At 54.8% G+C, this 22,727-nt stretch carries 19 protein-coding genes; 9 read left to right on the top strand and 10 right to left on the bottom strand.

What is annotated here, in order from left to right; translation table 11 throughout:
* Window positions 1-55 precede the first annotated feature (55 nt).
* Window positions 56-985: a LysR family transcriptional regulator gene (locus ABNF92_RS01010; protein WP_349343176.1), complete on the bottom strand. Its 930-nt coding sequence runs from the start codon at window positions 983-985 to the stop codon at window positions 56-58.
* Window positions 986-1,086: 101 nt separating this feature from the next.
* On the opposite strand from ABNF92_RS01010, the gene ABNF92_RS01005 reads away from it, so the two are divergent.
* The 5 genes from ABNF92_RS01005 to ABNF92_RS00985 all read left to right on the top strand — a co-directional run bounded on the left by ABNF92_RS01005 (window position 1,087) and on the right by ABNF92_RS00985 (window position 5,706).
* Window positions 1,087-2,127: a zinc-binding alcohol dehydrogenase family protein gene (locus ABNF92_RS01005; RefSeq protein ID WP_349343175.1), complete on the top strand. Its 1,041-nt coding sequence runs from the start codon at window positions 1,087-1,089 to the stop codon at window positions 2,125-2,127.
* 430 nt (window positions 2,128-2,557) lie between these two features.
* A complete protein-coding gene (locus ABNF92_RS01000; RefSeq protein WP_349343174.1) occupies window positions 2,558-3,247 on the top strand; it encodes a protein tyrosine phosphatase-like domain-containing protein in 690 nt (229 codons plus the stop codon).
* Window positions 3,235-4,242, top strand: coding sequence for an AraC family transcriptional regulator ligand-binding domain-containing protein (locus ABNF92_RS00995; protein ID WP_349343173.1), 1,008 nt, complete (start codon window positions 3,235-3,237; stop codon window positions 4,240-4,242). The genes ABNF92_RS01000 and ABNF92_RS00995 overlap by 13 nt, the downstream gene beginning before the upstream one ends.
* A 105-nt stretch (window positions 4,243-4,347) precedes the next feature.
* Complete coding sequence (locus tag ABNF92_RS00990; protein ID WP_349343172.1) at window positions 4,348-5,190, top strand: NAD(P)H-binding protein; 843 nt, start codon at window positions 4,348-4,350, stop codon at window positions 5,188-5,190.
* 99 nt (window positions 5,191-5,289) lie between these two features.
* On the top strand, window positions 5,290-5,706 hold the full coding sequence (locus ABNF92_RS00985; protein ID WP_349343171.1) for a hypothetical protein: 417 nt from the start codon (window positions 5,290-5,292) through the stop codon (window positions 5,704-5,706).
* A 371-nt stretch (window positions 5,707-6,077) separates the two neighbouring features.
* Here the strand turns inward: ABNF92_RS00985 and ABNF92_RS00980 are convergent, their stop codons facing one another.
* Window positions 6,078-7,091, bottom strand: coding sequence for a sensor domain-containing diguanylate cyclase (locus tag ABNF92_RS00980; RefSeq protein ID WP_291908593.1), 1,014 nt, complete (start codon window positions 7,089-7,091; stop codon window positions 6,078-6,080).
* Window positions 7,092-7,363: 272 nt separating this feature from the next.
* On the opposite strand from ABNF92_RS00980, the gene ABNF92_RS00975 reads away from it, so the two are divergent.
* Window positions 7,364-8,203, top strand: coding sequence for a transporter substrate-binding domain-containing protein (locus ABNF92_RS00975; RefSeq protein ID WP_349343170.1), 840 nt, complete (start codon window positions 7,364-7,366; stop codon window positions 8,201-8,203).
* Here the strand turns inward: ABNF92_RS00975 and ABNF92_RS00970 are convergent.
* The 3 genes from ABNF92_RS00970 to ABNF92_RS00960 are packed head-to-tail and all read right to left on the bottom strand — an operon-like array spanning window position 8,200 to window position 9,964.
* Entirely contained in the window at window positions 8,200-8,826 is a 627-nt protein-coding gene (locus ABNF92_RS00970) for an ATP-dependent zinc protease (protein WP_349343169.1), read from the bottom strand. The two genes, ABNF92_RS00975 and ABNF92_RS00970, sit on opposite strands and share 4 nt — an antisense overlap.
* Window positions 8,823-9,398, bottom strand: coding sequence for an ACP phosphodiesterase (locus tag ABNF92_RS00965; protein WP_349343168.1), 576 nt, complete (start codon window positions 9,396-9,398; stop codon window positions 8,823-8,825). Before ABNF92_RS00965 ends, ABNF92_RS00970 begins: the two co-directional genes overlap by 4 nt.
* Before the next feature lie 23 nt (window positions 9,399-9,421).
* Window positions 9,422-9,964 carry a porin family protein gene (locus ABNF92_RS00960; RefSeq protein ID WP_349343167.1) on the bottom strand — a complete coding sequence of 181 codons (543 nt, stop codon included), beginning with the start codon at window positions 9,962-9,964 and terminating at the stop codon, window positions 9,422-9,424.
* A gap of 251 nt (window positions 9,965-10,215) precedes the next feature.
* Here ABNF92_RS00960 and ABNF92_RS00955 point away from each other — a divergent pair, with 251 nt between their 5' ends.
* Window positions 10,216-11,628, top strand: a complete 1,413-nt coding sequence (locus tag ABNF92_RS00955) for a TrkH family potassium uptake protein (protein WP_174805027.1) — start codon at window positions 10,216-10,218, stop codon at window positions 11,626-11,628.
* Between the two features lie 3 nt (window positions 11,629-11,631).
* Here ABNF92_RS00955 and glgP read toward each other — a convergent pair whose 3' ends face one another.
* The 5 genes from glgP to glgC all read right to left on the bottom strand — a co-directional run bounded on the left by glgP (window position 11,632) and on the right by glgC (window position 19,168).
* Window positions 11,632-14,166 carry an alpha-glucan family phosphorylase gene (gene glgP, locus ABNF92_RS00950; RefSeq protein ID WP_349343166.1) on the bottom strand — a complete coding sequence of 845 codons (2,535 nt, stop codon included), beginning with the start codon at window positions 14,164-14,166 and terminating at the stop codon, window positions 11,632-11,634.
* A gap of 66 nt (window positions 14,167-14,232) precedes the next feature.
* Window positions 14,233-14,595 (bottom strand): PilZ domain-containing protein, encoded by a 363-nt coding sequence (locus tag ABNF92_RS00945; RefSeq protein WP_136629485.1) that lies wholly within the window; start codon window positions 14,593-14,595, stop codon window positions 14,233-14,235.
* 100 nt (window positions 14,596-14,695) lie between these two features.
* Window positions 14,696-16,189, bottom strand: coding sequence for a 4-alpha-glucanotransferase (gene malQ, locus ABNF92_RS00940; protein ID WP_349343165.1), 1,494 nt, complete (start codon window positions 16,187-16,189; stop codon window positions 14,696-14,698).
* The gene (locus ABNF92_RS00935; protein WP_349343164.1) at window positions 16,186-17,913 is read right to left on the bottom strand and encodes a glycoside hydrolase family 57 protein; all 1,728 of its coding nucleotides are present in this window, start codon (window positions 17,911-17,913) and stop codon (window positions 16,186-16,188) included. The genes malQ and ABNF92_RS00935 overlap by 4 nt, the downstream gene beginning before the upstream one ends.
* The gene (gene glgC, locus ABNF92_RS00930; protein WP_349343163.1) at window positions 17,903-19,168 is read right to left on the bottom strand and encodes a glucose-1-phosphate adenylyltransferase; all 1,266 of its coding nucleotides are present in this window, start codon (window positions 19,166-19,168) and stop codon (window positions 17,903-17,905) included. The genes ABNF92_RS00935 and glgC overlap by 11 nt, the downstream gene beginning before the upstream one ends.
* Before the next feature lie 203 nt (window positions 19,169-19,371).
* On the opposite strand from glgC, the gene glgB reads away from it, so the two are divergent.
* A complete protein-coding gene (gene glgB, locus ABNF92_RS00925; protein WP_349343162.1) occupies window positions 19,372-21,258 on the top strand; it encodes a 1,4-alpha-glucan branching protein GlgB in 1,887 nt (628 codons plus the stop codon).
* Window positions 21,255-22,718 carry a glycogen synthase GlgA gene (gene glgA / locus ABNF92_RS00920; RefSeq protein WP_349343161.1) on the top strand — a complete coding sequence of 488 codons (1,464 nt, stop codon included), beginning with the start codon at window positions 21,255-21,257 and terminating at the stop codon, window positions 22,716-22,718. The genes glgB and glgA overlap by 4 nt, the downstream gene beginning before the upstream one ends.
* Window positions 22,719-22,727 lie beyond the last annotated feature (9 nt).

Raw genomic sequence — 22,727 nt, 5'->3', positions numbered from 1 at the left:
GCGTCCTGCGTTCGCCAATCGTCGAGCCGCTTTCCGAATGCTCTGCCAGGGCATATTAAACGTCAGAAGAGATAATACCTTTTTGGGTCATACGCTCAATGAGCGCGTGGCACCTCTGTTTCAGAGTATCCCGCAGCAAACGCACGGATGGGGTCACGGATTGGCGTGTTGGACAAATCAACCATAATTCAGAGACGGGCGGGGCATAGCTCGGCATGACATTGGTGACTCGGCCAGAGAGCAAATCGTGCGACATATCCAGGCAGGATTTCACTGCAATGCCGTGACCGGCCACGCACCACCGTCTTACCAGGTCGCCATCGTTAGACGCCCGGTTGCCCCTCATTTTCACCCGGAATTCTTCGTCGCCTTTCTTGAAAGCCCACAGATCGTAGGGGATGTCCTGAAGCTGATAAAACAGCCCGTTGTGCCCTGCAAGATCCCTTGGGTGCATCGGCACGCCACGCTCGTTCAGGTAACTCGGTGCCGCACACAATAGGCGAGGGACATCACAGATCTTGAAGCCATACAGATTGGAATCATCGGGTGACCCGTAGCGAAGAGCCATATCGACCGAATCCCGGAAAAAATCTACATTGCTGTCTGTGATCTGAACCCGCAGACTGAGCCCCGGGTGGAACACCAAGAGTTCATCTATCCAGGGAACCACCAGGTTTCGCCCCAGATCGGATGACACTGAAAGCCGAATCTCTCCTTCCACGGCCTCCGTCCCTGACCGGATGTTCTGGCGGGCCTCGTCCAGCAATGCCAGAGCTTGTTGACATTGAGGCAGATACTTTTCCCCAGCGGCTGAAAGTCGAAGCTGTCGGGTTGAGCGAACAAACAACTCAGCCCCTAGCGACTTTTCAACGCGTTTAACCGCCGCGCTGGCCGTTGCCGGGCGCATGTCGAGACTGGTGGCGGCCGCCGAAATGTTCCTGAATTCCGCTACTTTGAGCACAACGGTAAGATCGTCGAATGTCATTTTCAAAAATTCTTTGAATATGTTTATGGGATTGGCCTGTTTTTCATAGTGTAAAGGTCGGTCAAACTGCTCGTCATTAGAAACCTGTTTTGGAGAAAAGCATGAAAGCTGTCGGATACACTGAGTCACTACCCATCGACGATCCGAAATCGCTGCAGGATGTTGAGCTGCCCAATCCAGTTGCCGAGGGCAGAGACCTCCTGGTGCGGGTCAGGGCGATTGGCGTCAATCCGGTTGATTGCAAGGTGCGGAAGCGGGCGGCGGCTGAAGCAGGGCAATTTAAAATTCTGGGCTGGGACGCCGTCGGCGAAGTTATCGCGACGGGCGAGGACGTTTCATTATTCAAACCAGGCGATGAGGTGTACTACGCAGGCGATGTTACCCGCCAGGGGAGCAATGCAGAGTATCAGATCGTTGATGAGCGAATTGTAGGTCGTAAGCCTGCTAGCCTGAGTGATGCGGAGGCGGCAGCACTGCCGTTGACTACCATCACCGCTTGGGAAATGCTCTTCGACCATTTGGGCCTCGACCAGCAGCAACCAGAGAAAATCAGTCCAACTGAAGACGTTATTCTGGTAGTTGGCGCGGCTGGTGGCGTTGGTTCCATACTGATCCAGTTGGCCAAGAAACTCACAGGCGCCACCGTGGTTGCCACGGCCTCGCGGCTTGAATCTCGCCAGTGGGTTGAATCACTGGGCGCAGATTTCGTGATAAACCACCGCGAGTCTCTGCAGAAGCAGATTGACCAGCTCGTGTCTGACAACAAAATCAGTCCCATTACTCATGTCGCGAGCCTTAATGCGACGGAGCAGTACTTCGATGACTACGTGGCGTTGCTCAAGCCATTTGGCAAAATCGCCATGATTGACGACCCGAACACTTTGGATGTGATGAAAATCAAGCCGAAGAGCCTGTCGCTTCATATTGAGTTCATGTTCGCTCGCTCCATGCACAGCGCCGATGATGTGCAGGTACAGCATGATCTGTTGGAAAAAGTCGCGAGCCTGGTCGACGAGGGTCACATTCGCACAACCGCCGGAAAGAATCTCGGGCTGATCAATTCGGGGAACCTACGTTCAGCGCACGCCGAGCTGGAAGGTGGCACAGCGATAGGTAAGATTGTATTGGAAGGTTTCGAATAACCTGTCCAGAATAACGTGTAAAAAAGGGTGACCCTCAGGGCCACCCTTTTTTGATTTACACCTGACAAACCGTTGATCCTTATCCGGCCAACGGTTTGCCCTCTTGTTTTGCGGGCGTTTGGGTTTTTGCAACTACGAACCTCAGGGCAACTGCCAGGGTGAAAAATGCTGCCAAGCCGCCGAACAGAGTAATTAAGGGAAAAATGTTCATGGGGTAAAACCTCCAAACGATCCGTTGTCGGCTAGACCTCATTTACTCAGAAGTATTGCCGAAACTAGTGTGTAAGCTCACTATTAGTATACGAGGAAGATGTGCACTGGTTTGTAGGCAGAAACCATTACCGCGCGTATGGACATACCCCTATATCCAGGGAAAAGGGGTAAACAACCAGTTGTTTATTGAACGGTTAGGTGTATTTGAGGGCACTGTATGCAGCCGAAAGCAAGAACTCGCTATAACCTCGCCCAGCTGATCTTACAGGGCCTGATCGTGCTGGTGTTGATCCTGTCAGTGGCTGGATCGGTCAAACTTATCTGGTTAGTGCTCGCCATAGCCTTGTCTCAGATATTGGCTGTGATTGAGGTTATCTCGGCCGCCAAAGGCAGTACAGGGTCAACGTTGGCCGCAAGCAGTATTCAGGTTGGTGCCCGGATCGCAGTTTCTGGTCTACTGTTCTTTTTCCTGCCGGTGGGGCCGCACTGGATGGTTATGCTCTTGGGCGTGGCGTGGGCCGGCGCGGATACGTTGCGCTACCTTTACTACCTCCAAAAAACCAACCGTGTTTGGGCGTGGCTCCGATACAGCGGTTTTATAGTGCTCTATCCAATGGGGATGACGCTGGAAAACATGATTGTATGGCGCCTCATGCAGCATTATCTCAGTGAGCCGTTGTGGTTCTTCCTGCCATTCTTATCCATATACCTCGTCTTCGCTCTAAAGATGTATCGCTACATGATGGGCCAGAGACGACGCTTTTCGTCTCGTGAGGGCCCGCGGATCCTCTCGCAGGATGAGCTAGACAATAAGGTGAGCTACGAAAAAGCACTGGAATCTCTCCCGGCTCAAGAAGTTGCACAATCACTCGAGTTTGGATTATTTATGTCCTCATGGCCCAAATAACGTCACTGTATGTTTATAAAGTCTTAAGTCAGGCAACCCCGGGTGTCGAAACGGGGGACTTGATGGGCAAACTTGGCCTTTCGATGGAGTGCCCCATCGATCCGACCCAGATGGTGTCCTCATCGGAGTATTATGATTTTTTTGCTGCTTTGGTTGATCGTGACCCCAACGGCCTTCTATTACCGCTTGAGATCGGTGCCTCGATGCGAAGCGACGAGTACGGCGCTTTCGGTCTGGCCTGGAAATCCGCGCCGACCCTGCGCGGCTCTTTCAAACGGGCAGAGCGGTACGGGCATGTTCTAGGCAGTGCAGAGACGTATTCGCTTGAGGAAACCGCGGAGGGGGTCCTCTTTAACCTTGAGAAGGCTGGCGATGGTTGCCCTGGAATGCTGCTTTCTAATGAGGCCAGCATGGCTGCGGTGAACACCATCAGCAGAGAAGTCAGTTCGTCGAACTTTGTTCCTTTGGCGATCTGTTTCAAGCATGCGCCAAGGGGCGATACCAGAGTTTACGAAACCCATTTCGGTTGCCCGGTTCATTTCGAGACTGGACGAGATGCTGTACTTGCGAGTAAAGAAAGTATTGAAAGTCCCAATAAACTGGGCGACGAGACGATTGCCCGGTTCTTTGACCAACATCTTGAACAGCAACTGAATTCGCTCAAAAGCGACATCGACCTGCAGCAACAAGTCAGGCGCGCTGTAGTGAACGTGCTCAGTGAGGGTGTGCCCAGGCTGTCGCGGATTGCGTCCGAACTGAAAATGGGCACCCGGACGTTGCAGAGGAGGTTGTCGGAGCAGGGCTACTCCTTTCAGAACGTTGTTGATATGGCGCAGAGAGATCTCGCTCAAAGGCTGCTCCGGGAGACAGATTACAGTCTTGCCGAAGTGGCCTTTTTGACCGGCTTTGCGGAGCAGAGTGGATTTACTCGTGCTTTCAAGCGTTGGGCAGGGCAGACGCCTCGATCCTATCGACTCTCCTACCGTCGGTGCTGAGTCTTAAATTGTCGCCCTCTGCACAAACTCTGACATGCTGAGGCAATAACACGCGACGCTGTTTCACGAGAATAGACTTGCACTTACATCAAAGGGAGCAAGTCAATGAAATCATCCAACCAGGCACATCAAACCATTCTTGTTGTAGGCGGTACCGGGAAAACCGGGAAACGCGTCGTTGATCAGCTGAAAGATAGCGGTTACGAGGTTCGAGTGGGATCCCGCTCGGCTATCCCATCTTTTGATTGGGGCAACGAGAAAGGGTGGGATGCCTGCCTTACTGGTGTCACGTCAGCCTACATTACCTACTCGCCGGACCTCGCGATGCCGGGCGCCACGGACGCCATCCAGGCCTTCGTTGGCCTGGCAAAGCGACGCGGAGTGAAGCGACTCGTTCTGTTGTCCGGGCGTGGCGAAGCCGAGGCTCAAGCCTGCGAAGCCATTGTTCAGGAATCTGGCCTCGAGTGGACCATTGTCCGCGCAAGCTGGTTCAACCAGAACTTTTCTGAAGGCGCATTCATCGACATGGTGTTAAATGGTGCTATTACCCTGCCAGCGGGCGACCAGGTCGAGCCTTTCGTTGATGTCGATGACATTGCAGACGTCGCTGTTGCTGCGCTGACTGAAGACAACCACAACGGCCGTATCTATGAAGTGACGGGGCCACGCCTCATGACCTTCGCCGACGTGGCCAAGGACCTTTCCCGCGCGACCGGTCGCGAAATTTCATTCATAGACGTGCCGCACAAGGCCTTTATCACCGAGATGGAGAACGCTGGAGCGCCCGAGGATGTGGTCTGGATGCTGGATTATCTCTTCGCAACGGTTCTTGATGGCCGCAACGCCCATTTGACTGACGGCGTTCAACAGGCTCTTGGCAGACCACCGAAAGACTTTGCTGTGTTCGCAGAGGAAGCGGCCGGGACCGGTATCTGGGAAGAACGCTAGAGGCAGCAGCGCCCGCGAAATCCTACTGTTTTGACAGTCGTTAACAGCGGCTGTCAAACCTCGTACCCTCCCAAGTCTATAGCACAGAGAATATTAAAAATGCTCGATAAGATACTGTTAACAATATCAATTGTGCTTTACGCAATTGCTGTCCCGTATTTGGAAATTAACGACACCCACGTGTTCAATCCGGACTGGGTAGCCCACGCAAAATTGCACGAAGTCTGGCAGTTGATCACCAACTCTTCCCTTGGAGCGGTCGCGCTATGGCTTACCTGGGTGTCTGCCGATGGCAGAGGCAAAGCGAGTGTGATCGCACTATTAATCACCGGTGGGTTCCTGGCGGCTTATGCCATGCAGGGGTTGTATGGCGGATCAATGGTGCATCCGGATGGTACTGAGAAGACTGCGTTTGGCATTAATGTTGGCGTGATTGGATTCGGCTGGGTATTTGTGAGTTCCGTTTTCACACTCGTGAGAGCAGGGCGCCAAGATGTTGTTAGGAAGGCGATTTAAAGGCAACGAACCCAGCTCTGGAGAAATCTAGGGCTAAACAGTGATCGTGATGTCCGGCCCCACGGGGCCGGATTTTTTGTGTCTCTGAATCTAGCCCAGACAGATGGAATATAACTTCAACCATCCGCTTGGTCGCTGGTGCTTTCTTCAGGCGGTCTGGGGTTCAGAGGCAAAGGCACTCAATACACTTTCAAGCTTTTCAACCAGATCGCTATTCGTCAGCTCGCCGAGATCGACATCGAAGTTATCGAAAAAGCTTGGAATGCTGAGGCTGCCAACGACCTTGCCATTGAAAAACGGAGCAGGGTGGATTTATATAGGCTTTCAAGAGACTCCACGGCCCTTTGAGGATTCTAAACAGATGACAAAAATCAGCTTTGCTTGCGAGATTGCTTGACGCGATACATTTCCTGATCAGCTCGCGCAATAAGAGCTTCACGATCCGTCTCTCCCGGAACAGATACTACGACACCGACGCTGGCACCCTTATAAATCAAGCTCTCGCCATTCAGGTCAAACGTTCCAGATGTTGCTTCCTCAATTCGCTCGCGAATAATCCGACAAGTCTTAGCTGGATCACGACCTTCTGCGTGACCAACGAAAACAAACTCGTCACCTCCATACCGAGCCACGAAGTCGCTTTCTCTTAATTGGTTTGTGAGCCTCTGTGCGATTTGAAGCAAAAAACGGTCTCCTGCGTCGTGTCCATATTGATCATTAATCCCTTTAAAACCATCGAGATCAATGAATGCAAGAAACAGCTCTTCACCGCTACGCTGCCTGTAGGCGAGGCTTCTCGACAGCTCCTCAAAAAGGGCTCGTCGGTTTGGAATGCCCGTAAGCGGATCTGAAAGTGCCTGTGTACTGTATGCCAGGTTTTCTCTTTTCAACTGTTTAATAAGAAGGTCGCGTTCAATCTGGCGTGAAATAAGCTTGGCAAGCAGGGATAACAACCTGCCGGCTTCTGGACTGACGTCTACGCGAGATCCACTGGCACCGCACAAAGTCCCGTACAGAGCACCAGAGTCCAGGCAAATTGGTTCACTCAGGTAAGTCCCAATGCCCAGTTCACATGCCGCTTCTGAGTCACTCCAGGATTCTGCCACGTCGTTAGAAAATGGTTTTTCCTCGTCCAAGGCACGCTTACAGAGCGTGTCACTCCAATCAACTGACAGTCCCTCAGGTATGTTTAGCTGATGTGTCTTAGTGTTGTGGGAAAAGACGATGTATTGACGACCCTTGTCCTTATCTATTCGGGTCAGGTAGGTTGATTCAAGCCCAGTCACTTCTTCTAAAATCTCTAGGAAAGGCCGGACCAATTCTTCCATGTCGGAGCTTTCGGTGACAGCTACCGTTAGCCTATCCAGAATACTCTTTTCACTCATGTTCGCATCTCATCAAGGGCACATTTGTTCATGTATTCAGAAGCGCTCCAGCACGAACACCTGTATAACAAAATAACATCGACGATGATTTTTAGAAATCGGCAAGGGCATTCGGCTGACAAACCAAATTCACACCATTCTATTTTCACCATGCAATACTGCGCATAATGTATATTATGTTAAATAAGCTATAGGCATACTCAAGCTCATCCCCATACAGTCGTTATACTCTACCAACCCAACTCACCCTTCCGGCTTTCAGGTGTTCGTTAATGAAGTGGTACCGGCGGCTGTTTCTGTTTTCCCTGTTGTTATCCTTGATACCGCTTGGACCGGCTGCGGCCAATCAGGAAACCATTCGGATCACTACCGGCCAGTGGCCTCCCTACCTGGATGAGAATCGGCCGGATGGCGGCTTTCTGGTGCAGATTATCCGTGAGGCGTTTGCCTCTCAGGATATTGATGTTGAGTTTTCTTTTTTCCCCTGGTCGCGTGCGTTAGGGCTGGTGAAATCCCGCGAGTACCAGGCGTCGGCTGTCTGGTCATGCACTACAGAAAGAAAGCGCGAATTCCTCTATTCAGCACCGATTTTGCCGTACCAGTACGTTTTCTATCATCGTCAAAAAATGCCATTCGATTGGGATGCCCTCTCAGACCTCAGGGGCAGGAATGTCGGGCTAACCCAGGATTACAGCTATGGCGATACACTCAGCGGGGCCATCGAAAGTGGTCTGGTAAACGCCGATGTCACCACGTCAGATATCGCCAATTTCAGGAAGCTGTTGCTCGAAAGAATCGATCTTTTCCCTATGGATCCGATCGTTGGTGAAGCAATGCTTGCCGAACAGCTTGGTCCGGAGGCCAGAGAGAGCCTGGAGTTCCATCCAAGGCCACTAAGAAGTGCCCTCTACCATCTTCCGTTTTCCCGTGAAGATCCGGAGGCGGGTCGCCTGAAACGGGCCTTTGATCGGGGGTTGGCTAAACTACGGGAAAACGGCCGCTATCAGGAGATTATTGAAAAAGCCCTGAAGGCTCACAGTTCCCCAGCGGCCGCTGAAATACTGGAAGAGAAACTGGTAAACTGGGATGAGGATCCCAGTACTTGCGATTAGGCGTCCGGATCGACTTCCTCGACCACACTCTCGGCATGCCTCGTTGCCAGCTCTTCCAACGTCATGTATTCACATTCTTTTTCGGCCATAAACGCGTCCGCCGAGTCGATGAGAATGTTGTCATCGCGCATGAATCGCCGGCCTAACAGCGCCGGATAGGAGAATTTGCCGCGGTCTGTCAGTGAAAACTGTGTGGTATGGGTGGTTCCGGCAATGCAGAAGTCCATCATGACCACGTAGCGCTTCTGGGACGGCGCGCCTTTGCGCTTGATCAGTACGGTTCGTTCCACCGGCCTTTCAAATTCGAGGATCACGTCTTCGTGGTCCAGTTCGCCTTCAGTGGGCTGATCTTCGTGGTCACCAAGTGGGATCTGAAAGCTCACCCATTCGGCTCCATCCTTTTCGAAGGGTTCGACGTTCACAGCGTGCAATGATGAGGTTTTCGCGCCGGTATCCAGCCTTGCCTTGAGACGAAGGCTGGTGTCCTGCATGACTACCCATTCCACGTAGCCAAGCGTTTCCGGTGGGCGCTGGTCATTTTTGGCCTCTGATTCGGCGGCAAGCGCCATCGTTGATGGCAAAATCAATGCTGCGGCCAACAACGCCCTGTTGATAACCCTCATTCAATACCTCCTGCAAATTCCTGTAAATCCGGGAAAAAAGATAGAAACCTGAATTCCAGTTCGTCGTGGTTTGCGCGGACCTCCGTAATAATGCCGGCGAATTCGTTTCTGAAGCGTATGCGTCCCGCAACCCGGTCCAGAGCGTGCCCGATGTTCTCAAGGTCCTCGTAGGCTCCAAACCAGTCATTCCAGACCATGCTTCGGGTAACCCGGGCCATCTTGTCCGGCATCAGATACTCTTTTTGCTGCAACTCGTTGTAAATACGCCGAATAAACGCCTCTCTCTCAATGTCACTGAATTGGTCCCAGTGCTTGAGAAGAAAATGGTCGTAGAGGATATCGAGTGCAACCCCGGCAAATCGGCGTCTCTGACGTGAGAACACCTGCTTGCTCGCAAGTACATCCGGATGCTGATCGGTAAAACTATCCACCGCCAGGTGATGGCGAACGCCGTGTTTTACCGAGTCCGGGAGTGCCGAGAGATCGACACCCCGGGTAAAGTCACCGAGGATGCTCCCCACCCTTGCTTCGGGCGAGTCCGGCGCCAGAAATACATGAGCCAGATGGTTCAAACAGTCTCCCCGGTGGTCTGGTCTCAGAAGTTGAATTGAATGCCGACACCCAGACCATCGATTTCAGCATCACTGTCTTCATAGTAACGCATGTACTCGAGGTTGCCGGACAGGTTCGGCGCAAATTCCATATTCATACCGATGCCATAAGAGACATCCGTTTCATCCTCGGTGACCGTGCCAAGGAACGAAGAGGCCTCGAGTTCAACCCGGGTGAAGCCGAGTATGGCGTAGGGCGTGATCGGCGATTCGTTGGCCAGATTGAACGTGGCGTAGCCGCCGAAGAAATTGTCCAGTGAATAGTCGACGCCACCGACGCGCTCATCATCTACTCCGAAACCGCCGCGGGCTTCGATCCCCAGGTAAGGCGTCGCCATTACGCCCACCTTCGCAGAAAGAGTTCCGACATCGGCATCGGCGTTACCGCTTTCCAGATTCACGAAGGTGTAGTTTAGGCCTGTATACAGTCCGCCAACGCCAGACTTGTACATATCCTGGGCCGAAGCCGTGCCGGCAGCCGCCAGAGCGGTCGCAAAAATAACGGCAATTGAACGTACGTGTTTCATTCTGGTATCTCCTTAACCGAATCATTCGGTGTACATCGCTGAAGTTGCACCAGCCTCACGGATTTTTCCATCAGAAAGATCCGCATTTACGCGTTATTTACACCGATTTAATTCGCCGGTAATTTCAGTATCCGCGCGGTGTTACCTTGCGGAAGCCGGAACCCACAGGTATTCTGACGCCGTCTCCCGGTATCAGCTGGCTCGAGCATCCATTGAGAAATCTCTACCCCGTCATTTTTATTGTCAGCGTCATGTTTGTGCTTTTGAGCATTTTCATGACTTTGCCTGTCATTTTACTTGCGGGCTCCGAGACGCCGAATGCCATGGCGTTTGCGGAATCGGCCGCTATTGTCTGCGGCCTGGGCATCCTCGGGATGGCTGCCACCTATAGCAAGCCTCGGGATCTCAAACCCCGCTACATGTTTGTGCTCACGGTTTCGTCCTGGTTCATCATCGCACTGTTTTCATCCCTTCCTTTCTACCTGAGCGACCTTGGAATTTCCGCGGCGGACGCTTTCTTCGAGGGTACCTCCGGGATTACCACCACCGGGGCAACCGTTCTCAGTGGCCTGGACGACATGGATCGGGATCTGCTGATCTGGCGTTCCATTCTGCAATGGATCGGCGGCATCGGTATTATCGGCATGTTCGTTGCGGTGCTTCCGTTTCTTCGCGTCGGTGGCATGCGGCTGTTTGCCACGGAGTCCTCGGAGTGGACCGACAAGGCATTGCCGAGAATGAAAACCCTTAGCCGCGGTCTGCTGGTGGTTTACCTTGTTTTCTCGATCATCGCAGTGGTCACCTACTACTTCTCTGGCATGACGCTGTTCGATGCCTTTAATCATGGCCTGACCAGTATTGCCACCGGCGGCTTCTCCACGTCGGATATGTCCATGGGTAAGTTCAATGATCTGATTCTCATGGAAGCGACGTTGTTCATGATTATCGGCAGCCTGCCCTTCTTCCTTTTTGTGCGCGAAATGCATGGCCAACATGGCGTGCTTTTCAGGGATCAGCAGGTTCGGCTCTTCCTGGCCATCCTGTTCTTCGTGCCGCTGTTGTTGACCCTCTACCGCTGGATGGTGTCTCCGGTACCTTTTGATCCCATCCACAATTATGCGTCGACTCTATTCAACGTTACTTCGGTGGTAACAACCACGGGCTACGCGTCCGAGGATTATTCAGCCTGGGGCCCGCTGGCATTCGTGTTGTTTTTCTTCCTGATGTTCGTGGGTGGCTGTTCAGGATCCACCGCCGGCGGTATGAAGATTTTCCGGTTCCAGCTGTCCCTTATTATTCTTCGTGAACAGCTGATGCGGCTTCTGCACCCGCGAGCGGTGCTTACCCGGAACTACAACGGGCGGGCAGTGAGCGATGAGATCATCTCGTCCATGATTGCCTACACGTTTATATTCCTGTTATGTCTGCTGTTGATTACGATTGCCCTCGCCGCAATGCAACTGGACTTCGTAACCGCACTGTCAGGCGCCCTCACCTCGCTGACCAACGTTGGCCCCGGTCTTGGTGACATCATCGGTCCGGCCGGGAACTTTGGACCACTGCCCGACGCGGCGAAATGGGTCCTGTCTGTGGGAATGTTGATGGGGCGTCTGGAAATTCTGAGTGTTGTAATCGTTCTTTCGCCCGCGTTTTGGCGAAGCTGACGCTTACTTGAGCCAGAGTATGGCCGGATTTTCCAGCGGCAGGTTCAGGCGCTCATCACGCACTCGGAGCCTGGGTGTGTAGTGTCCTTGCGGCCTTGAGGGCACTGTGCACTCGTATAGATAGGTGTGTGCAGAACCGCCCAGGGGATGCTTCATTTCCATCGCCACCACCGTTCTGGGCCCCTGCTCTGATTCTTCCGCCACCAGGTCAACGGCAATCCGCTGCTCGTCGATTCCATCCAGGTAGACTTCCACTTTGCAGAACAGGCCGTCTGGGGTTTCAATGGCATTGAAACTGTTGAACCTCAATCGAGGCCAGTGCTGCGCGATTGCGTTGCATTCCGCCAACAATTCCTTCGAGGTTTCCATCGTCCGGTTTCTGCCTTTTTCGGCCATGGGCAGGTAAAACTGCTCCACGTACTCTCGCACCATGCGATTGGCAGAATACGCGGCTGTCAGCTGGTCCATGCTGGCACGCATTCGCTTCAGCCATTGCCGGGGAATGCCCTCTTCGTCCTCATTGTAGAAGTCGGGAACGACCTCTTTTTCAAGCAGATCAAACAGTTCACTCGCGTCTGAAAGGTCGTGGTCGTGATTGTTGGAGCCACTGAGCTCTCTGAACGTAGCGCCGGGTCGAATGGCCCAGCCCACATCCCGGTTCCAGGCCTCCGCCCACCAGCCGTCGTACTGGGACAGGTTCAGGCCACCGTTCACCAGTACTTTCATACCACTGGTGCCGCAGGCTTCCCAGGGGTGTCTCGGGCAGTTGAGCCAGACATCGACTCCCTGAACCAACTGATTGGCCACACCCAGGTCGTAGTCTTCAATGAACACGACCTTGCCCTCCACATCCGGTCGACGTGAGAATGCTTTCCACCGGCGGATGATGTCCTTCCCGACAAGGTCATAGGGATGAGCTTTGCCGGCAAGAACGATCTGGAGTGGGCGGTCCCGGCTTGCCAATAGCTTTAGCAGTCGGTCCTGATCCTTGAGCAGGAGGTCCGGTCGTTTGTATTCGGTAAAACGCCGGGCAAAGCCCAGGGTCAGGGTTTCATGGTCCAACAACAGCCCGCAGGCAGCAGCATGGTCGAAGCCAGGATTCTGCTCGCAGTGCTGGCTTGAAAGCCGTCTGCGAAGGTAGCCGACCAGCCGTGTCCGCTGCAAACGCCTCATCTCCCACAACGCCTCATCGGTGATGTCGGTCATTGGGCAGGTTTTCTGGAGAGGTCTGCGCCATCTGTCCTTGCCGCAGGCTTGTGTCCAGATGGCATCGGATTCCGGTGAATCCCAACTGGGCGTGTGAATGCCATTGGTTACATAGTCTGCGGGAATGTCCTCGGCCGGCCAGCGGGGGAAAAACGGCTGAAAAATGGTCTGGGTGACTTTCTGGTGGATGCGGCTGACCCCATTAAACCGTCCGCTCATGTTCAACGCCAGCAGTGCCATATTGAGCTTCTGGCTGCCAGACTGATCTTGCGAATCCTGGTTTTCGCTCCCCAAGTCCATCAACTGGTCGATATTGAGGTCGCGCCCCTCCAGCCAGGGAGCCAGGTACAATCGGAGCAGCGATCGGGAAAAATGATCAAAGCCAGAGGCCACCGAGGTGTGCGTGGTGAACAGATTGGTTGCCCTGGTCGCGGTACGGGCGAGCTGGAAATCGGCGTTGTATTGATCCTGCCAGCTGAAGGCCCGTTCAATCAGTGCCAACGCGCAATGTCCCTCGTTCAGATGGCACAGCGCAGGCTTTCGGCCCAGCTGTTTGATCAGGCGCCAGCCACCAATGCCAAGCACCATTTCCTGTTGCAGGCGTTTTTCCGGGTCGCCGGTGTATAGCTCACTGGTAATCCCCCGGTCGCCGGGTTCATTCCGCGGGTCGTTGCTGTCTAGCAATAGCAACTCGCAGCGTCCAACCTGGGCCTTCCAGGCGCGTAGGCGAACGTTTCGCCCCGGGAAAGGCACAACCACCCTCACCCACTGGCCTTCGTCATCTCTTAAGGGGGAAACCGGCAGCATCGTTGGGTCGTTGTAGGGATAGAATTCCAGTTGCTCTCCATCGGTGCTGATGGCCTGGCGGAAATAGCCCTGCTGGAAAAGCAACCCGACAGCCATCACGGGCACACCAAGATCGCTCGAGGCTTTCAGGAAATCCCCCGCCAGGACACCCAGTCCGCCACTGTACAGGGGCAGAGATTCGCTCAGCCCATATTCCATGCAGAAATAGGCGATGCCCTCACCAAGATCCCCGGAGCATTCCGACGTATACCAGGTATCAGCCTGAATAAACTCACTATGTGCTGATATCTGGTCACGGTAGCGTTTCTGGAAGTCAGAATCGGCGGCCAGTTCTTCAAGCCGGTCGCCGGAGACACTGTTCAGCACCAGCCAGGCGTTCCGGGTGGTATCCCAGATTTCCTCATCAAGGGCGCGCCAAAGCTCATCAGTGCCATGGTGCCAGGTCCATCGTAAATCGAGGGCCAGCTGAAACAGACCGGCCAAGGAGTCCGGCAAGGATCGCGTGGTATAAGCTGCCAGCGTCAAAGTAGGACTCCGCTCAGGTTGGCCGGTATATTAGAGGGAGCTCCATGAGAGATCTCCCCCATCAATTCAGAAGGCTTGCTGACGACGAACCGGAAAATAATTGACGGGCATATGGTGCTTTTTTAGCCATTGCACCAGAGAGGAGATGGTGAAGCTGTCGTTCTCAACTCCCTCAAAGTCGACACCCAGCCCCCGGTCGGATTTGCGGACTACGTGTGCCTTGAGGCGACGAAACCGCTTTTCCTGCTGGTCTGGGAAACGAAACTCAAGCTCTACCGTCTGGTTTAACTGCACGTCCGTGTAATCGGTCGCGATGAAGAGCCCTCGTTTGGACGCATCCCGAATCTGTCCGGTGGCCACCGGCATCCCTCGTTTGTATACCAACAGGCCAAGCTTTCCCTGAACGCGTTTACTGAGTCTGTGTTCCATGTTTCCCCCCGGTGACTCATCAAGAACGGCAATTGTTGATACTGTTCGTGCTTTATAGCGAAGGTTGGGAGACGCCTCTTTGACTCTGGTCAAAAAATGCTCAGCCAGCAGGTAAGCGTCCATGTCGCTTTACAGCTTCAGCAATGCGTATTGACAGATCTTCCTGTGGAAAATTCCAGTCCAGTTGCCAAACCCAATTATTTGTAATCGTTCCCGGCGTATTGAATCGCGCCTCGGTTCCCAGCCCCAGAAAGTCCTGCATCGGTACCACCGCGATAGAGCATACGGATCTGAGAGCCGCCTCAATCACGGGCCATGGCATTCCGTCGCCGGTGGTTTCCAGATAATCGTTCACGTTGCGTCTGGTGTGCTCGTCGAGACTCTGATACCAACCGAGTGTCGTATCGTTATCGTGGGTACCTGTGTAAACCAGATCCCGATGATGGTGGTTATGCAACAGGTGGGGATTGCTGGGACTGCCATCGAAACCGAACTGCATTACCGTCATCCCCGGCAACCTGAACCGCTGCCTGAGCTCCTCGACGTCGTCGCTGATGATGCCGAGGTTCTCGGCCACGAGCGGCAAGTCCGGAAACCGGTTGAAGCAGGCTTGCAGAAAATGGTCGGCCGGACCTGGTACCCAATATCCGTTTCTCGGCGCTGGCGACTCGGCAGGAATCTCCCAGTACGCCTGAAGACCCCGAAAGTGATCAATACGGATCAGATCGAAAAGCTGACGCTGACTTTCGAGCCGTTCCAACCACCACCGATAACCGTCTTCCGCCATAATCTGCCAATCGTAGAGAGGGTTTCCCCAATGTTGGCCATCGGCGGAAAAGTAATCCGGCGGGACGCCAGCAACAACGGTTGGTTCACCCCGGGCGTCAAGTTTGAACAGGTGTCGATTGGCCCAGACGTCCGCGCTGTCATGTGCGACGAAAATGGGAATATCACCGAATAACAAAATGCCCCTCTCGCGCGCATAGTCCCGCAGGGCTTGCCATTGATGATTAAACAGGTATTGCTCGAATTGTATGCGGGCCAGCCGAGCCTGATTCTGGTCAATAAAGCTCTTTAGTGCGGTTGGGTCCCGGTTTCTCAGGGGCTCTGGCCATTGCAACCAGCCCGGCGACTCCTGAACCTCACGGATTGCGCAGAACAGGCAGAAATCATCCAGCCAGTAATCGTTCCTGGCCCGGAAATGCTCGAACCCGGGTTGATCAAGACCGTTCCGGCCTTGCGCCTTGCCATCGAAAAAACGCTGGGCGGCAATGCCCAGAAGCTGTTGCCGGGACTCGCCAATCGGCTGCGCAATTTCTGAATCCACCAGCAGGCCGACCTGCAGCAGCTCCGCCAAGTCGATGAAATTCGGATTGCCCGCGTGGGCGCTGAGGGACTGATAGGGGGAAAGATCGGAATGTGTTGGGCCGATTGGCAGAGTCTGCCAGACCGTGATATTGCTGGCGGCCAGGAAATCCACGAAACGGCGCGCACCTGCTCCCAAGACGCCGAGGCTGCCCGGCAGACACGTAGGATGCAACAGCACCCCCGCTCTCCTTACACTGAACAGGTCGTTGGTATTCGTTTGCGTCATGCCTGTTTTTCCGCGTCATGGCCCGGACGCATGGTTCCGCCCCGGGCTGGTTCTCCGCTGCCCTGGCTTAGCTGCTGGAATACCGAGGGCGGCGCCGGGTACCCGATCATTTCATAGAGGTTGACCAGGTGGCGGCGGTAGAGATGTTCAAAGTCACTGACGATCTGAGCCGGGTTGTAGTCGCCAAACCACCAGAACCAGTCGGAGCCTTCACAGATCGCCAATTGTTGCATGGCAGCCTCTTTTTGTTCTGAATTGAGGCTGCCGTTATCCATCACACGGTCAAAGTGGACTTTTGCCTCGCAGAGCAGATCCCAGGCGCGGTTCTTGTCCGGATCACCAATCCAGGTGGAGAAGGTGCCGTAAATCCAGCTCCCGGCAACCAGATGTGGCAGATTGATGGGCTCGGTGACGGGGTTGGCTACCAAATCGCTGTAGGTGGTCAATTGCAGCTTGGGGTGGTTCGCCAGAACCCGATAAAGCTCATCCAGAAAATGAAAGCCGTTTTCCGGGTAATACTCCCAGGCGTTTTCACCATCCATGATCACCGAAATCACCGGCAGTGCTTTGCCTTTGCCCTGGCCTGCGATGTTCTCCATGTGATGAACCAGGTCGCCGACGGCATCCCTGGCGTGCCAGTCCGCGTAGGTAAACCCGATGAGATCAGACAGGCCGTCGTCCCGAAAGAACACGAACGTGCCCGATTCACCAAAGGTATACGGCCGATGAATGCCGTAATCGGGCAGTTCCGGGTTGGTTTCCCGGGCTCGGTTCAGGCTGTTGTGCACCACCGAATCCCCACTGGCCGTCCAACGGAATTGATGGTCTTCCAGCAAGGCCAGTGTGGCGGCGCTGAGGCCACCCTCTGAGGCCCAGCAGCCGGATGGTTCAAGGCCGAAGAACCGCTGAAAGACGGTTTTCGCCTCCTGGAGCTGCCAGCCGGCCCGCGCCTCACCACCCGGGTAGTCACTGTGCACCGGCAAAGTGATGTCTGGCATGGCCTCCCGGGCGGAAGCCAGGTCGATGAGCAGAGGCAGCATGGCATGGGTGTAGGGGCTTACGGAGAGTTCAACCTGGCCCTTCTGGGCGAGATGGCGGTATCTCGGGCCGATGCCGGATAACACATCAAAGATCACGTCCAGCAAAGCTCGCCGGTCGTCCATCGAGAAATTATGGCCTTTTTCCTGAAGGCTCTGGATGCAATGGCTTTTCCTTCGAATCGTCTCCCCCATCCAGCCGAGGTGATACCAGACCAGCAGATCCGAGAGAAATCTGCGGGAAATATACCTCTGAAGCTCCGGTTTTCGGCGGTAGACGTCGGCCAGTTCCGCAAGACGCGCGAACGCGGGGTAGCGATTGATTATCCGCTCGCGGTTCGCCCGAAGGGACTTTTCCATCAGGCCAAGAAAAGCCGGGGTACCGGTTTCGGGCAACTCCTCGGCGACAAGGGCAGCCAGCAGAGGATCACCGATCTCACCTGCTCCATGCCGCCAACGCTCGATCTGGATCAGATAGGTCTCGATCTGCTCAAGCAGAACGGGCGCGAAATTGACCACAGCCCTGGCCTCAGGATTGCCTTCCAGATGGGCAGCCATGTCGCTGTAATCCTTGATGGTATGCAGGTATACCCAGGGAAACAGGAATTGATTGGTTCGCATGTCCTGATAGGACGGCTGGTGCATGTGCCAGCAAAGTACTACCGGCGTTTTTGTGTCAGAGGCCATGGGGATAATCCTGCCCGAGCATCTCGGGCGTGGTCAGCACAATACCTTTTGGAGAAACATGGAACCGCTTCCGGTCTTCCTCGGCATCAAAGCCAATCCGGGTGCCCTCCGGAATCCGGCAGCCACGATCAATGAGGCAGTTTCGAAGGCGGCAATGGCGGCCTATCTGCACATCCGGATAGATCACTGAATCTGATATTTCACTAAAGGAATGCACCATAACCTGCGAAAAAAGCAGGGAATGCTTCACCAGTGAGCCGGAGACAATGCACCCGCCCGCCACCATGGAATCCACTGCCATTCCGCGCCGGTTGTCGTCGTCGAACACGAACTTGGCCGGTGGCAGTTGCTCCTGATAGGTCCATATCGGCCAGTGAGAATCGTAGAGGTTCAGTTCCGGGCTTATACTGATGAGCTCAAGGTTCGCCTGCCATAGGGCATCAACGGTACCCACGTCGCGCCAGTAGGCAGGTTTGTTCTCGACCGGGTTCCGAAATGGAAATGCCACCACCCGCAAACGTTTGATCACCGATGGAATAATATCCTTGCCGAAATCGTGGGAGGAATCGCCATCCATCTGGTGATCACGCATCAGCTCATCAAACAACACCTGGGTGCTGAACACATAGATGCCCATAGAGGCAAGCGCCTTGCCGGGTTGGCCGGGCATCGGCTTTGGCTGCTCCGGCTTCTCGACGAATTCAGTGACTCTGAGTTCATCGTCCACCGACATAACGCCGAATGCCGAGGCTTCATCGAGTGGCACCTCGATACAGCCGACGGTGATATCAGCATCGTTTTCCACGTGGTGGGCCAGCATCGTGCCGTAGTCCATCTTATAGACATGGTCACCTGCCAGGATCAGCACGTACTCCGGCTGATGGCTGCGGATGATGTCGAGGTTCTGGAGCACAGCATCCGCTGTTCCCTCATACCAGGAGGTTTCGATCCGTTGTTGTGCCGGCAGGAGTTCGACGAATTCATCCAGTTCCCCGCGGAGAAACCCCCAGCCCCGCTGGATGTGGCGAATCAGGGAATGAGATTTGTACTGGGTAATCACACCAACCTGGCCAATGCCCGAGTTGATGCAGTTCGAGAGGGGAAAATCAATGATCCGGAACTTGCCGCCAAACGGAACCGCCGGTTTGGCCCGCCATTTGGTGAGATCATGGAGGCGGGAGCCCCGCCCTCCGGCAAGTACCAGTGCAAGAGTCTGACGAGTGAGACGACTGACGAAACGCTTGGCCGTTTGCATAGCTGCTTCCCTGAAGAAAACCTTCCGTCGGACCGATCGTTCAACCGCTAGGGTTTGCCACGTTTTTGACGCCTTAAACTATATTAGAACACTAGCACGGAATTATGACGTAAACTTGTTTTGGGTCATTTTTTAAACAGGCCCTTTCGCGTCCAATGAACGGATGCCCAATGCGCTTTACCCGGTCAGGAACAGCACGGTCTATGGACAGTCCAACGCTCAGCGAATTTGACCTCCACCTCTTCGGCGAAGGCCGTCACTGGCACATTTACAATGTCCTTGGGGCCCACGTTTGCCGGAGCAAGGGAGTGGAAGGCGTGCGATTTGCGGTCTGGGCACCCCACGCCAAGGCCGTCAGCGTTGTCGGGGATTTCAATCACTGGGCCACCGGCGCCAACACCATGGCCTCCAACGGGGACACCGGTGTCTGGTCCTGCTTTGTTCCCGGCATTGGTACCGGCGCTCTCTACAAGTACTCCATCACGACAGAAAAAGGCGACCAGCTTCTAAAAACCGATCCCTACGGGCAGGCCTTCGAATTGAGGCCCTCCACCGCCGCTGTTGTGACCGAACGCGGCCGTTTCGGCTGGGGCGACGGCGACTGGCTTGCCCGCCGTGGCCGCTGGAACTGGCAGCAGTCCCCCATTTCCATTTACGAGGTGCATGCTGCCTCCTGGCGACATCACGGTTCCGGTCGCTGGCTGACATACAGGGAACTGGCCGACCAACTCGTTCCCTATGTCCTGGAACTGGGCTTTACCCACATTGAGCTTTTGCCGGTAACGGAACACCCGCTGGATGAATCCTGGGGTTACCAGACCACCGGTTATTACGCGCCGACCAGCCGTTTCGGCAGCCCGGACGATTTCCGTTACCTGGTAGACCAGTGTCATCGGCACAACATCGGCGTGATCCTGGACTGGGTGCCAGGGCATTTTCCCACCGATGAGCACGCCCTGGCCCGGTTTGATGGCAGCGCGCTCTACGAACATGAAGATCCCCGCAAGGGGCGTCATCAGGACTGGGGTACCCTTATCTACAATTACGGGCGTCATGAGGTACGGAATTTCCTGATCGGGAGCGCCCTCTTTTGGCTGGACGCCTTCCATATTGATGGTTTGCGGGTAGATGCAGTGGCGTCGATGCTCTATCTCAATTATTCCCGCAAAGAAGGCGAATGGCTGCCCAATGTCCACGGCGGACACGAAAACCTTGAAGCCATCGAGTTTCTCCGCGAGTTGAACCGCGTTTGCCAGAGCCGCTTTCCGGGAACATTGATCTGTGCGGAGGAATCCACGTCCTGGCCCCGTGTTACACGGCCGCCCGAAATCGGTGGGCTGGGGTTCAATCTGAAATGGAATATGGGCTGGATGCACGACACCCTCGATTATCTGGCCCAGGACCCGGTATACCGACAGTACCACCACGACAAACTGACCTTTGGGCTGTTATATGCGTTCTCTGAGAATTTTCTCTTGCCGCTGTCCCACGATGAGGTTGTTCATGGCAAAGCCAGCCTGATCAACAAGATGTCCGGCGACGACTGGCAGCAGCGGGCAACCTTAAGACTGCTCTTCACCTATATGTTCTGCTATCCCGGCGCAAAGCTTCTTTTTATGGGCGGGGAGTTTGGTCAGCGCCGTGAGTGGAGCGAATCCCGGGAGCTGGACTGGTCTCTGCTGGCGCACCCGGAGCATCAGGGAATCAAGAAGCTGGTCCAGGACCTCAACGGCGTTTACCGGCGGGAAGTTTCGCTAAACGGCGCCTGCTTCACGCCGGATGGATTCGAGTGGATCGATTGCCATGACTCCCCACAATCCGTTATCAGTTTCCTGCGGACGGCTGGAGGCGAAACCTCGGTGATTGTGGTCAGTTTCACCCCTGTGCCCCGGCACCATTACCGGATCGGGTTGCCCCAGGGTGGCAACTGGCGGGAAATCTTCAATTCCGATTCGGAATATTACGGCGGCAGCAATCTCGGTAACCCTTACACCATGCCAGCGGATCAACAGCCGTGGATGAACCGTGACTGGTCACTGGAACTCACGCTGCCACCGATGGGCGCGATAATCCTGAGGCCAGCGTTATGATCCGGGTTCTTTTCGCCACCAGTGAAGTCTATCCACTGGTGAAGACCGGCGGTCTTGCCGATGTTTCTGCCAGCTTGCCCGAAGCGCTCTGTCGTCTTGAATACGATGTTCAGATTCTCCTGCCTGGTTACCCGGACGCGATAAAGGCCGCCAGAAAAGCCGGTTCCCGCAGAAAGGCCCGATTCCAGCTTGGCCAATACAATGTGAGCCTGTGGCAGACTCGGCTGCCAGGCACCGCGGTTACTCTCTGGTTGGTTGACTGCCCGCCCCTTTTCGATCGCCCCGGCAACCCCTACAAAAACGAGGAAGGGAGAGACTGGTGGGACAACGCCCACCGGTTTGAGCTGTTTGGCAAAGTGGGGGCCATGATCGCCATGGGCGAAGCCGGTCTGAACTGGAGGCCCGATCTGGTGCACTGCAATGACTGGCAAACCGGGCTGATACCGGTATTCCTGGAAGCCTATCAGGAGCGGCCGGGCACCGTGTTTACCATTCATAACCTTGCCTACCAGGGGCTCTTCTCAAACGAGACGTTCCGCGCCCTCGGTCTGCCCGACACCCTCTGGAGGTTTGAACAACTGGAGTTCTATGGCCAGCTTTCGTTTATCAAGGGCGGCCTGGTATTCAGTGATCGGATCACCACCGTCAGCCCCACCTATGCACGTGAGATTCAGACTCCGGAATTCGGCAATGGCCTCGATGGTCTGCTCCGGCACCGGCAACACGCCTTGACCGGCATTCTCAACGGCATCGACACCCGGGTCTGGGACCCGGAGGAAGATCAAGAGCTGGCCTTCCACTACGGACGCGACCATCTGAAGAACAAAGCACAGTGTCGGGCAGCGCTGCAACACGAGCTTGGGCTGGAAGTGAACGGCGCGCCGCTTCTTGGTTTCATTGGCCGACTGGTGGAGCAAAAAGGGGTGGACTGGATAGTGTCCGTGATGCCGGATTTGCTGGAACAGGGCTGCCAGTTTGTGATTCTCGGTTCGGGAGAGGACCGTTATGAGGAGCCGCTGAAACAACTGGCCCGTCAATGGCCCGGGCAGTTCTCACTCACCCTGGGCTACAACGAAGGGCTGTCCCATCGCATCACGGCAGGCTGTGATCTCTTCCTGATGCCGTCCAGATTCGAACCCTGTGGGTTAAACCAGATGTACAGCCTTCGGTACGGGACAATTCCGGTGGTGCACGGTGTCGGAGGGCTGGCCGATACGGTACAGGATCCGCAGCAGGTGGGAATCGACAAGGCCAACGGATTCGTGTTTGCCGGTGCCAGTGCCGCATCGCTGCTGGCTGCGATACACCGGGCACTGCAGGTGTTTGAAAAGCGAAAACAATGGCGGCGATTGCAGGAAAACGGCATGGCCATCGATTATTCGTGGAAGCAGCGCGCTCGCACCTATGGTGACCTGTATCAGGGCATTCTCAAAGAACGTGATCAACAACAGCTGGATTAGTGCGAGCGT

The sequence above is a fragment of the Marinobacter sp. MMG032 genome (genome assembly GCF_040112695.1).
Classification (GTDB): Bacteria; Pseudomonadota; Gammaproteobacteria; order Pseudomonadales; family Oleiphilaceae; genus Marinobacter; species Marinobacter salsuginis.
The sequence above is the reverse complement of the archived record's forward strand: the minus strand, read 5'-3'. Positions and strand labels throughout refer to the sequence as shown.